The organism is Methanosarcina sp. (assembly GCF_028693135.1).
GTDB lineage: Archaea > Halobacteriota > Methanosarcinia > Methanosarcinales > Methanosarcinaceae > Methanosarcina.
Map to the genome: position 1 here is coordinate 115,265 of NZ_JAQUVZ010000010.1, position 11,912 is coordinate 127,176.

An 11,912-nucleotide genomic window follows, 5' to 3' on the forward strand; every position below is an offset into this window, starting at 1 on the left:
AAACCCGTCATTGTTGAAATCAAACCCGGGGGGGAAAAATTGGGAGATGCAGAGAAAAAAGCAGGGTATCCTATCCATTCACATGACGTAGTTATAGTTGGAGCCGGACTGACTGGCCTCCGGGCAGCAATTGAGACGGTAAACCGGGGGCTTGATACAGCCATCGTTTCCAAGGTACACCCTCTCCGCGCCCATTCCGTAGCAGCTCAGGGAGGGATAAATGCAGCTCTCGGGAATGCCGTAGCAGATGATTCCTGGGAAGACCATGCATTTGATACGGTAAAGGGTTCGGACTACCTGGCTGACCAGGATGCAGTAGAAATCATGTGCAAAAACGCGCCCGCTGCAGTAATGGAACTTGAACATTTCGGAACTGTCTTTTCCCGTTTTCCGGATGGAAGGATAGCGCAGAGGCCTTTTGGAGGAGGGATGTTCCCAAGAACCTGCTATGCTGCAGACAGGACAGGGCATAACATTCTACACACGCTTTATGAACAGCTTGTAGACAGGGAAAAAAGTGAAAACGCGAATGAGGGCAAACTTACCTTTTACGAAGAGTTCTTTGTCACCTCCCTGGTAAAAGTTGGAGACTCTTCATTTGAAAAAGGCACGGGAAAAGGGGAAAGGTGTGCAGGCTGCACTGCAATAAACATCGCAGATAGAAGCCTGCACGGTTTTGTCTGCCGTTCCCTGCTCCTTGCTACTGGAGGTTTTGGGAGACTTTTTACCCGCTCCACAAATGCCCTGATTAACACAGGAGACGGAGCTTCCCTGGCGCTTCGGGCAGGAGTGCCTTTAAAGGATATGGAATTCGTGCAGTTTCACCCGACTACCCTTTACGGCACAAATATCCTGATAACTGAAGGGGCAAGAGGCGAAGGCGGCTACCTTCTTAACAGCAGATATGAGCGATTCATGGAAAAATATGCCCCAAAATCAATGGAACTCGCTCCAAGAGATATCGTTGCAAGGGCCATCCAGCAGGAGATCGAGGAAGGCAGAGGTTTTGAGGGCAGCTACGTGCTCCTTGACCTCAGGCACCTGAAAGAGAAGAAAATCGCAGAAAGCCTGCCCGGAATAAGGCTGATTTCCCTTGATTTTGCAGGCATAGACCCTATAGAGACTCCGATTCCTGTACAGCCCGGCCAGCACTATTCCATGGGAGGTGTGGCTGCAGGAAATGACCTTGCAACTGAACTGCTAGGGATATATGCGGCAGGGGAATGTTCCTGTATCAGTGTGCACGGGGCAAACCGACTAGGAGGGAACTCCCTGCTTGAAACGGTGGTCTTCGGAAAGTTTGCAGGGCAGAAAATTGGAAAGGCTTCCCCTGCTTCCGGAAGCTGGGACAGAAACGGAGCCGAGCAGGCGGTCCTTGAAAAACTATCTCTTGAAGATGTGAGGATAAAAGCCCTGCTTAGAAGAGAATCCGGGGTGAAGATGCACAGCCTCAGGGATGAGCTGAAGAAAACGATGTTTGAATACTTTGGAGTCTTTCGGGAAGGAAAAAAGATGGAAAAGGGGCTTGAAAAGCTCCTTGAACTCAAAGCCCGGTACCCTGAAGTCCATATCAACAACAAATCCCCCCTATTCAACCAGGCGCTTATCTCTGCTCTCGAGCTTGAGGGCTTATTTGACATCGCAGAAGCTGTTGCAAGAGGGGCTATTGCCAGGCAGGAGAGCAGGGGATCTCATTCAAGGGCTGACTACCCGGAGAGAGATGACGAAAAATTCCTCTACCACACCATCTACAGGCTAAAAGGTGGAAACCCCGTGCTTGAATCCCTGCCTGTGAGGCTCGGAAAATTTCCGGTAAAGGAGCGTGTATACTGATGAAACTGAAGGTATTCCGCTATGATAGGGAAACAGGAGAGTCCCATTATGATACCTTTGAAATCGAACCCCTGGCAGGGATGACCGTGCTTTCTGCGCTGTTCAAGATCCAGGAAGAGTTCGACGATTCCCTTGCCTTCCGCTATTCCTGCCGAGGGGCAGTCTGTGGGAGCTGTGCAATGCTGATTAACAAAATCCCAGCACTTGCCTGCAGGACCCGGATCGAGTCCCTTCTAAAAGGGGAAGGTAAAATAAAGCTGAAACCTTTTCCGGGAATGGAAGAGACTGTTTCCTGGAATCCCGAAAACGAGATCCTTGTGGAACCTCTCCCTTCCCTGCCAAAAGTAAAGGACCTTATTGTGGATATGGGCAAATTCTTCGAATTATACAGGGCAGTTGAGCCGACCTTTAAACCGGCTTCCGAACCCCCTGAGAAGGAGAGGCTCATGCAACCTGAAGCCGTAAAGGAGCTTGAGAAGTACACAAACTGCATACTCTGTGCTGCATGTGTGGGTTCCTGCCCGGTCTCGGGAAAAGACATAAATTTTTTGGGGCCGGCTGCTCTTGCAAAGCTGTATAGATTCCATATTGACCCACGTGAGGCTGATGATGAATCAAGGCTCATGCTTGCCAACAGTAAATTCGGCTGGTGGGGCTGTGAATTCCATGCCAACTGCAGGGCTGTCTGCCCGAAAGGTGTTCCACCTATTGAGGGAATCGCGAAGGCTAGAAAAGAAATCAAGGAACTTGGAAAGAAACCCGATTAAAAAATCGGAAGCTTTTAAAGAAGAATTTTTTGAGATTAGGCTAGGTGAGTCTATTATTTTGAAAACCCGAATTGAGAAGGATTCCCTGGGGGAAATGGAAGTCCCGGAAAATACTTATTACGGCATCCAGACCCAGAGAGCTATCTGCAATTTTCCTGTCAGCGGGCACAGGGAAAGGCCTGAATTAGTCAAAGCATACATTCTGATAAAAAAAGCAGCAGCGATTGCGAATATGGAACTTGGAGCTCTTGACAGGGATAGAGGAAATGCAATCGTGGCAGCAGCTGAAGAAGTGCTTTTGGACCCTGCAGGAAAGTATTCGGACCAGTTTCCCATAGATGTTTTTCAGGCAGGGGCAGGAACTTCCTTTAATATGAACATTAATGAGGTTCTCGCAAACCGTGCTCTCGAAATAATGGGCCGAAAAAGGGGAGATTATGATTTCCTGAGCCCTAACGACCACGTGAATAGATCCCAGTCGACTAATGATACTTTTCCAACTGCTTCCTACATAGCCATCATTTTTGTGACTGATAGACTTCTTGATGTGCTTGCGTCTCTATCGGGAGCTTTTCAGGCAAAGGCAAAAGAGTTTTCAGAAATTCCGAAGTCAGGCAGGACACACCTTATGGATGCCGTGCCTGTGACACTTGGAGACGAGTTTGGAGCTTATTCCGCGGCTCTTTTAAGAGCTTCACGCAGGATAAAAGAAAGAAGAGATGATCTCCTGGAACTTCCTTTGGGAGGCACTGCAACCGGAACAGGGGCGAATACACATCCTGGTTATCGGGAACTTGTAATCTCAAAACTTTCCGAACTTTGTAAACTGCCTTTCCGAAGAGCAGATGACAGCTTCGAAGCTCTTCAGAGCCGGGCCCAGCTTGCAGCCTTTTCAGGGGCTCTCCGGGAACTTGCACTTGAACTTATAAGAATAGCTAATGACCTGAGGCTCCTTAATGCCGGCCCAACCACCGGAATTTCCGAAATTGAACTTCCGCCTGTACAGCCCGGATCCTCTATGATGCCAGGGAAATACAACCCTGTAATGGCTGAATGCCTGGATATGATAGGATTCCAGATTGTAGGTAACGATACTGCAGTCGCTCTTGCAGCCCAGGCAGGGCAGTTAGAGCTCAATGTTATGACTCCTGTCATGACTTCTAACATTCTCGTATCTATTGCCCTGCTCACGAATTATCTGCCGGTTTTTCAGGAACGTTGTGTAAAAGGTATAAAGGCGCATGAGGACAGGTGCAGGGATTACCTTAAGCTAAATCCGATTCTGGTAACCTTCCTTGTTCCAAAGATCGGGTACCTTAAGGCGGCAGAGATCGCAAAAGAGGTGCTGGAGAAGAAAATTCCTTTAAAGGAAGTTGTAGTAATGAAAGGAATTTTGAGTAAAGAGGAAGCTGATGAACTGCTCAAAATTGAAAAGCTATTATAACTTGCTTAATTCCAGCGCATATTGCTGTTTATGCCTTCTAAAGTACTGATGACTTCAAACGTACTATAAGAGGTAATTGGGAAAATGAGATAATTGGGAAAATGATAATTGGGAAAATGAGGTAATTGGGGAAATGAGGTAATTGGAAAAATGAGGTAATTGGGAAAATGAGGTAATTGGGGAAATGAGGTAATTGGAAAAATTAGAAAGTCCAGTATAGAAAAACTAATAGTTAAAACATTGACAGTTAAAAAGCAGACCGTGAAAAAGTCAGCAGTGAGACAGTTTTCCCACATTAATCCGCAGGTTGTCTGTGGGATTTTTAATTAAAAATTTTTATTTATTGTCCCGGTCATTTTCAATCTGAATTTCAGACTATTTAAATTATAAATATTTAATTTGTTCTTCCTAAGTTTGTAGTTATAATATTGCAATTATTCAAAACCACTGGTTGATTGAGGCTACAGGTTAAGGAATGCTATGCAAAACGAATAAGGTCTGTTTAAGGTACTTAATTGAGGTACCCTTTTCTTTCAAGCCATTCGACCTGGGGCCTTGTGTATTTCCAGGTAACATCAGCTTTTGAGTCCTGAACTTCCCAGGGGTTGGCTATGACAACATCGCCTTCGCGGATCCACATTCTCTTTTTCTTGGAACCGGGAATCCTGCCCATTCGGACTACTCCATCCATGCACTGCAGTGTAACTCGTTTTGAGCCAAGTAAACTTGCTACTGTTGCCAGGACTTCGTTTCTATCCTTACGTGGGGTTCGTACCCTTGTTACTTCCTGGGTGCCGTTTCCTGGTCCTACTGGTTTATTAGATCCTGCTTGTCTTTTTCGAATTGTGCTTCTGTAATTAGCCAGATTAATTCCTCCTCTAATGATTTTAATTATTTCAATGCTGAATTGTGTTTGCTGGTTCTTATGCCCAATTCCATTTGTTTGTCCTTCTTTTTTGGGTGCCATCAAAGATATTTGCTATTTTATTAACAGCGTTAATTAAATCACGATGTTTTATATTTTTTGACCCATCCCTAAAAACAAAAGACGAAAAACAAAGAAAATTAAAAAACGAATAGTGAAAATGAATTGAGTGTTAATCTAGTAAATAATGAAATTAACACTCAATCCAGATTATCATTAGAACTTCCTGTGGTTAGGAAGGCAGTCTCTGCAGTAAACCGGCCGTCCTTCTGTTGGTTTGAACGGAACTTCGGTCTCAACACCGCAGTCAGAACAGGTTACTTTAGTCATTTCTCTGGGGCCGCCGCTAAAGCCGCCTCTAAAACCACCACTTCCACCACGGTTGCTGTCTCTGCTGCCACCACGTGAAGAGTTTCCTCTGTCATTAAAACCCATTTTTGTTTCACCTCCGTTTATAACGGATATTTATAGAGTAAAAACAAGATTGTATAAATTTTATTGATTAAAAACAAAAATTGGTTTTTAATAACAATTATACGTCTCTTTATTTTCAACTACAATTACATAGGAGTTTAATTATATAAAATTTTCCATCAAAAAATATAGGGCAGTGCCCGCGAGTTATTGATTAGGTATGGAAAAACGGGAACATATGCCTTCTTTGCTCTTATTTGAAAACCGCTCGTATGGTTGCGGTTTTCATTGATTAACCCCCACGAACAGATAAAGTAACAGATATAGTCAGCTCAATTAAAAAAAAAAACATCCAGATCATACAAAAATAATTCATGTCATAAAAAAAATAATTTTGACCATACAAAGATGAACTCTGCCATAAAAAAAGATTTAATTATAAAAAATGATCGAAAGAAAGCTCAAATTTGGAGCAAATGAGAAGTGTAACAGCATAATCATTTAATAAAGTACATTATAAAAAGAATAGTCCGTTTGTCCTGCTCAAGCTAAGCAAAACGGACACAATTTGTCAAGTGAAATTTTCCGAATGAATTCGAAATTAGTAGCGGTTTTCTCTGGGCTTCCTATGGTTAGGAAGGCAGTCTCTGCAGTAAACCGGTCTGTCGGGATCTGGTTTGAAAGGAACCTGAGTTTCAGCACCGCAGTCGGAACAGATTGCGTTGTGCATTTCCTTTGGGGCTCCGAAACCTCCCCGGTTACTGTCTCTTCCCCGGAAGGAGTTTCTGTCATTAAAAGCCATTTTCTTTTCACCTCCGCTTACAACGGATAGTCATTTGCTTAAAAATAAGATTGTATAGAGCTCTTTGATTAAAAACAGAAATTAGTTTTTAATAACAGATTATACATCTCTTTATTTTTAATGTTTATACTATACAGTCAAATTATATAAATTTTACTCATAAAAATTAAAAAAATACTAGAAGTGTTTTCCATATGAAGTTACCTACTTGTGAACTACCCCCACCTATCAGGATAAAACCTGCCGAGGAAGTGGCTTTCTTCAAGTATTCACTTCATCTGAAATTTCGGTTATAAGAACCAAATCCACATCTTTAAACCTGTTTGTCGAAGATTACAAACAACATTTTTGTAGGCTGTCCATAAGGCATTTTGTGATAAAAAACAAACCAGTTGTCTTCAAACCACAATCCTTTACCTTGAAAGGATACGGTGTATATCAATCTTAATTTGTTACCACAGAGAGTTGAAGAGATAAAGCAGGGTTGCTGAAAAGAACAGAAAGTCTTAAAATAACTTTAAGATAAAACAGAATTATTGAAAAGAGGAATGAGAGGTTTAACCGTGACGCTGGTTAAAACCAAATAGTATCAAGATAGTTATTTTTTGTGAATTGAGTCTTCTAATTTATCAAACAGTTATTTAAGGTAGCCTTTGCGCTCGAGCCACTCTACCTGAGGCCTGGTGTATTTCCATATTACATCGGCTTTGGAGTCCTGAATTTCCCATGGAGTGACAATTACGACATCACCTTCACGAATCCACATTTTCTTGTTTTTAGATCCAGGGATTCGGCCCATTCGGACAACGCCGTCCATGCACTGCAAATTGACCCTCTTTGAGCCCAGGAGGCTTCCTACAGTTGCCAGTACTTCATGATTTTCCTTGCGCGGGGTACGCACCCTTGTAACTTCCTGAGTAGTTGGTGCGGCAGCTCCAGTTCCTGCTTTTCTTTTTCTTATGTTGCTTCTATAGTTTGCCAGGTTGATTCCTCGTTGTATTATTACTTAGAGTTGTTTAAATCTCATTTATTTTATCAGATCATATTTTTTCGACTTTACTGTGTTCAACAATTCCTTTATGTATTTTGGGGTGAAGGTTCATAAATAGATAGGAATTAAAAAACCTCTGAAAACCTGGAATCCCTGAAAATCCAAAATATCAGGAGACTCTCCTATTTTGAAGGCGGAGGATATCCGTTCATAACCCATGACTTGGTTTACTTCAAAACTCTTCAGAGCAATTCCATCTTCTTCTAAATAAATATTAACTGATATGTGATTTATGAATTGTTTTATTATGACATAACAAATAAAATTATAGAAATATATGAATTCCGATGCCCTTCACCCACATATAAGGTAAAAACACAGAATAAAAAGTGGAGTAAGTGTTGTGTAATAAGTTACAGTACAACACTTTACGTGAGAAATTTGAATTTAGAACTTCCTGTGGTTAGGAAGGCAGTCTCTACAGTAAACCGGCCGTCCTTCGGTTGGTTTGAAAGGAACTTCTGTTTCGACACCGCAGTCAGAACAGGTAACCTTGTGCATTTCTCTGGGACCGCTGTTGCCACCTCTGAAACCACCACTTCCACCACGGTTGCCGTCTCTGCTGCCACCCCGGTAAGAGTTTCCTCTGTCACTAAAACCCATTTTAATTTCACCTCCGCTTATAACGGATACACATATTTCATAAAAATATGATAAGAGATAATTTATTATTTAAAAACAAAAAACGAGTTTTTAATAACAGATTATGTCTCATTATTTTTACTAATTGTAAAAACCTCTTATGTTATATAAAAGTAATCCACATTAACCGGAAGACATATAAAAGGGTCATCCTCGCATGTGAACTACCCGCTAAATCTAAAGATTTAACGGGCTTCCTGTGTCATCCTTCAGACTATTGTCCATAAGTCAAGCAGGCTCTACCCCGTGTCTGGTGAATATATGTACTTGAGCTTCCTTTCGGATAATTGACCTGATTGACCTTATTGACCAGATTTACCTGATTGACCTTATTAACCAGATTTACCTGATTGAAATGGGTTTATTCAAGCCAAAGTAAGGCTTTGAGGTTTTTCAGTACCTGATAGAAAGAATGCAGGCAGTCTGAGGTTTAAAGCTTTTTAGCCACAACTACAAACCCATTAATTTTGTTACCTGTCCTGGTTTTAAGCTCTTCAACCCTGAAATAATCAATCTCAAACCCGTAGTCTACAAGCAGGAACACAAGCTCTTTTTCAGAGAAATGATGGGCAATAAATTCAACCTCTCCTGTATCAGGATTAAGGGCAAGGAAAGAACCTTCTTCTTTTGTAACCGGGAAGTCCTGAAGGTAACGCTCTCGGTAAAGCTGGAGGTGCCAGTTCTGCCCGAATTCCACAAGGTAAAGGTAACCCCCTGGTTTCAGGACTCTGAAAGCTTCCTGAATTATCCTGGCTCTTTCCTGCGGATCCGGCACAGAGGTCAAAAACGCCTGCATGACTGCAAAATCGAAACTTGATTCGTGGAAAGGAAGATCAGAAGCATCCCCAACCTTAAATTCAGCCCTCTCTTTTATCTTTCGATCCGAGTACAGGCTTTTTGCAGCAGCTTTTGAAAGCTTGATCGCTTCAATGTTTATATCGATCCCTGTTACCGAATATCCCAGGGAAGCAAGCTCAAGGCTAATTTTTCCAAAACCGCATCCGAAATCAAGAATTTTATAGCCTTCTTGTAGATAACTGTGAACTACGGGATAAAGCTCAAGACTTGAGGGTATATTCTGTCCGGGAACTGTTTCCCAGTATAATTTTGACATATAGAACCAGATACAGGTAAAGGATAAAGAACATTTCGAAACCCATAAAATACTCTGGGATGCCAGCCTTACGTGAAATAGGGAAGAAAAAGAGCTGGAAAAAATAAAAGGGGTAGATAAATGAATAATTTGGAAATAAATAAAACAACATGGAAATAAAACAATAAAGATATTTCAGGCAACTCCTGAATCCGCCCTCAGGTGTCACCTGAAAAATTCTTATTGTTAAGGGTTGAATCCTGTTAACACAGACTGAGACACCGCCTCAGTACCGGTTTATTCAGGATTTTTAATCCCGCAGCGTTCCTGTGACAACCTGTCCAGGTCGCAAGATATATTCACGGGATAACACAGTGGCTTCTGTTGCAAGGTTCCGGAAGGAATCGGATCGTTGACATCAATATGGATGCAACAGATGCCACCGTTTTAGATTGGAATGCCCTTAACATTCAGGTTTATCTCAATGTTTTTGGAGTACTTACTTTTTGGAGATTTGTTCCTATCTGTTTTTTGAGACCTTTATTCATTCACGTTTTTAAAGACCTTTATTTCCTTCATTTTCTTAAAGATCTTTTAAGTCCCAGAGATTGTTTCAAAGCATTTAGTTTCGTTTTGCCTGGAAAACAATTTGGGATTAGAATTTCATATTGTAAAATTAGAATATAAGTATACTTTTTGCAAGAATTCGGTTATCTGGCCTAATTGATGCTTTTAAAACTTGATAATGCTTTATTTTCCTTGATAAAAGATCTGCATAATTTACATTCAATAAAGAGCATACCTAAATCCCCTTATCAAACATAAAAGGACCTCATAAAAAGAAAAGTAACTTTTGATCCTTGATTATTCTTCGGTATACCGGGAAATAGGTAAAATAAGCTGTAAGAACAATAAAGGAAATTAAAACGTCTTAAAGCCTCCACCCACCCTGCTTTCCAGCTTATTGGAGCTTATATTCAGGGACCTGGGCCTGACCTGCGGGGCATTTTTACGATTACTCTTCCCCTGCTTGCACTCGTTTTTGCAAGGGCTCTTGAAGGCATTACGGGAAAAAAGGTATCTGTTGCCAACGCATGCCTCGCCGACCTCACCTCCGAAGAACAGAGAACTAAAAATTATGGCAGGATGTCTATTGCCTCAAATCCGGGATACGTCTTTGGCCCTGCCCTTGCCAGTCTTCTGAGGGCAACAGTCTATGGCGAACTTCTACCCGTATCTGTAGCCCTTCTGATTTCAATCGAAAAAATAAACCCTTTCCAACCAGAACTTATAGAATGAATTCCAGAAAAGAGTCTATTATGAATCAGGAGCAAAACAATATGGAATGGCCTGTAACTTCCGGAGACTACGAAATAGGAGACACGAATTCGAGCGTAGCTGTGGTAACTCTTGCCTCTGACTACACAGCATGGGGACTTAAGAACTATACGATCTGCGGGACCTGCTTTACTGAAAACTTCGGGATTGAAAAGATAATAACCAATGTGCTTGCAAATCCGAACATAAACTGCCTGGTCGTCTGCGGAGCAGAAAGCGCCCACCGGGCAGGTCAATCTCTGATTTCCCTTGCCGAAAACGGAGTTTCCACAATGGCAGGCTCAAGAAAAATAGCCGGCTCAAATTCTCCCCTGCCCTACTTAAATGAAATTCCTATGACTGCAATCTCCCGCTTCCTCAGGGAAATTAAAATTATAGACCTTGTCGGAAACAAAGACCCTGCCGCCATCCAGAAAGTAATCGATTCCTGCACCGGGCAGAAAAGAAGCGAAGCTCACATCATCTCAATGCCCGAAATCAATGAAAACAGCTGGAAAAAATACGAAAAACTGGTAAAGCAGAATGTGATGTCAAAAATAAAGAAAAGATGAGTTGAAGACAGCCTGAGTAAGAAAAACCTCTTATTTCAAACAAGGCTTACTCTTCATCTTTTGAATAAATTTCCTTAACCCTTCCAACCTGCCCATTCGTTAATTGAACTTTTATTCCATGCGGATGAGTTGAAGAATTGGTTAAAATTCTCATTACAACGCCCTGGGTAATTTTTCCGGATCTCTGGTCCAGTTTTAAGACAATTCCTACTTTCAGTCCTTCTTTGATATTTGCTCTGATACAACCGTTGTTCATGGAAGAAGGTAAATTCATTGTTATATAAATCAGTACGTTTTTAAAAAATTGATGTTCATTACTTATTTGTTTCTCTGCTTTCAAACCAGTCAATTACCTTAGGCCAGAGGGACAATGAGATAATCGTGGTAATCACAAAAACGAAAATAGAACCCGCAGCGGAATCTACCAGAGTGTAAGCTACGTCTCCCCGGTACAGGTTGGATAATAAAGTCCCAAGCAGGAAGAGATTCATTAGCACTAACGAGGTGGCAATACTTGAGAGAAGCACGACTCTGGCCCTTTTGTCTTTGGATCCAAATTTTACCATATAATTCACCATAAACAACCAAGTGTTCAGAATTCTCGAAAACTTAACCTTCAACAGGTTCGTCGGAGGAGTTTTTAAAGTACGCATGCAGGAAAGTCCGGATAGCAATCCCTCATACACGCGGTTTTCTTGTTTAAATCTACCTTTACTTATATAATTCAAAATTAACTTATAAGCTTCAAAAGTATCTGCCCTGAACTTATTTAATCCTGCTTCTTTTCATTAGCAGGGAATTGGTTGTAACAGAAACTGAACTCAATGCCATAAAGGCAGCGGCAAGTTCCGGCGTAATCATAATCCGGAGGAAAATCGGGTACAGGATTCCTGCTGCAATAGGGATGCCCAGCATATTGTATCCAAATGCCCAGGCCAGATTTTGCTTGATCTTATTAATGGTAAGCCGGCTCAGTTTAAGCGCTGCGACCACATCTCTCAGGTCATTTTTTATAAGCACTATTTTTGCAGATTCCATTGCTACATCCGTAC

The 11,912-nt window shown here is 41.8% G+C and carries 13 protein-coding genes and 1 pseudogene; 5 read left to right on the top strand and 9 right to left on the bottom strand.

The window, feature by feature from the left end:
- Window positions 1-39: 39 nt before the first annotated feature.
- From PHF18_RS07180 to PHF18_RS07190, 3 genes are read left to right on the top strand one after another with little or no spacing between them, the layout of a single operon-like run.
- Complete coding sequence (locus PHF18_RS07180) at window positions 40-1,833, top strand: FAD-binding protein (RefSeq protein WP_300100358.1); 1,794 nt, start codon at window positions 40-42, stop codon at window positions 1,831-1,833.
- Window positions 1,833-2,600 carry a succinate dehydrogenase/fumarate reductase iron-sulfur subunit gene (locus PHF18_RS07185; protein ID WP_300100360.1) on the top strand — a complete coding sequence of 256 codons (768 nt, stop codon included), beginning with the start codon at window positions 1,833-1,835 and terminating at the stop codon, window positions 2,598-2,600. Before PHF18_RS07180 ends, PHF18_RS07185 begins: the two co-directional genes overlap by 1 nt.
- 58 nt (window positions 2,601-2,658) lie before the next feature.
- Window positions 2,659-4,044 (top strand): aspartate ammonia-lyase, encoded by a 1,386-nt coding sequence (locus tag PHF18_RS07190; RefSeq protein WP_300100362.1) that lies wholly within the window; start codon window positions 2,659-2,661, stop codon window positions 4,042-4,044.
- 511 nt (window positions 4,045-4,555) lie between these two features.
- Here the strand turns inward: PHF18_RS07190 and eif1A (PHF18_RS07195) are convergent.
- The 6 genes from eif1A (PHF18_RS07195) to PHF18_RS07220 all read right to left on the bottom strand — a co-directional run bounded on the left by eif1A (PHF18_RS07195) (window position 4,556) and on the right by PHF18_RS07220 (window position 8,992).
- Window positions 4,556-4,888 carry a translation initiation factor eIF-1A gene (eif1A, locus tag PHF18_RS07195; RefSeq protein ID WP_300100415.1) on the bottom strand — a complete coding sequence of 111 codons (333 nt, stop codon included), beginning with the start codon at window positions 4,886-4,888 and terminating at the stop codon, window positions 4,556-4,558.
- A gap of 297 nt (window positions 4,889-5,185) precedes the next feature.
- Complete coding sequence (locus PHF18_RS07200; RefSeq protein ID WP_300100365.1) at window positions 5,186-5,404, bottom strand: CxxC-x17-CxxC domain-containing protein; 219 nt, start codon at window positions 5,402-5,404, stop codon at window positions 5,186-5,188.
- Between the two features lie 580 nt (window positions 5,405-5,984).
- Window positions 5,985-6,185 (bottom strand): CxxC-x17-CxxC domain-containing protein, encoded by a 201-nt coding sequence (locus PHF18_RS07205; protein WP_048128912.1) that lies wholly within the window; start codon window positions 6,183-6,185, stop codon window positions 5,985-5,987.
- A gap of 637 nt (window positions 6,186-6,822) precedes the next feature.
- Window positions 6,823-7,146 (bottom strand): translation initiation factor eIF-1A, encoded by a 324-nt coding sequence (gene eif1A / locus PHF18_RS07210; RefSeq protein WP_300100418.1) that lies wholly within the window; start codon window positions 7,144-7,146, stop codon window positions 6,823-6,825.
- A gap of 477 nt (window positions 7,147-7,623) precedes the next feature.
- Window positions 7,624-7,839 carry a CxxC-x17-CxxC domain-containing protein gene (locus PHF18_RS07215; protein WP_300100374.1) on the bottom strand — a complete coding sequence of 72 codons (216 nt, stop codon included), beginning with the start codon at window positions 7,837-7,839 and terminating at the stop codon, window positions 7,624-7,626.
- A gap of 469 nt (window positions 7,840-8,308) precedes the next feature.
- Window positions 8,309-8,992: a class I SAM-dependent methyltransferase gene (locus PHF18_RS07220; protein WP_300100377.1), complete on the bottom strand. Its 684-nt coding sequence runs from the start codon at window positions 8,990-8,992 to the stop codon at window positions 8,309-8,311.
- Between the two features lie 1,125 nt (window positions 8,993-10,117).
- On the opposite strand from PHF18_RS07220, the gene PHF18_RS07225 reads away from it, so the two are divergent.
- Window positions 10,118-10,270 (top strand): hypothetical protein, encoded by a 153-nt coding sequence (locus PHF18_RS07225; RefSeq protein WP_300100380.1) that lies wholly within the window; start codon window positions 10,118-10,120, stop codon window positions 10,268-10,270.
- 20 nt (window positions 10,271-10,290) lie between these two features.
- Window positions 10,291-10,860 (top strand): tetrahydromethanopterin S-methyltransferase subunit A, encoded by a 570-nt coding sequence (locus tag PHF18_RS07230; protein WP_300100383.1) that lies wholly within the window; start codon window positions 10,291-10,293, stop codon window positions 10,858-10,860.
- A gap of 46 nt (window positions 10,861-10,906) precedes the next feature.
- On the opposite strand, the gene PHF18_RS07235 is transcribed toward PHF18_RS07230, so the two are convergent.
- From PHF18_RS07235 to PHF18_RS07245, 3 genes and pseudogenes are all read right to left on the bottom strand, one after another.
- Window positions 10,907-11,116 carry a YwbE family protein gene (locus PHF18_RS07235; RefSeq protein WP_367279164.1) on the bottom strand — a complete coding sequence of 70 codons (210 nt, stop codon included), beginning with the start codon at window positions 11,114-11,116 and terminating at the stop codon, window positions 10,907-10,909.
- Window positions 11,117-11,174: 58 nt separating this feature from the next.
- Complete coding sequence (locus PHF18_RS07240; protein WP_300100389.1) at window positions 11,175-11,426, bottom strand: hypothetical protein; 252 nt, start codon at window positions 11,424-11,426, stop codon at window positions 11,175-11,177.
- A 199-nt stretch (window positions 11,427-11,625) separates the two neighbouring features.
- Window positions 11,626-11,912: pseudogene (locus PHF18_RS07245) on the bottom strand (heavy metal translocating P-type ATPase); the annotation flags it as partial.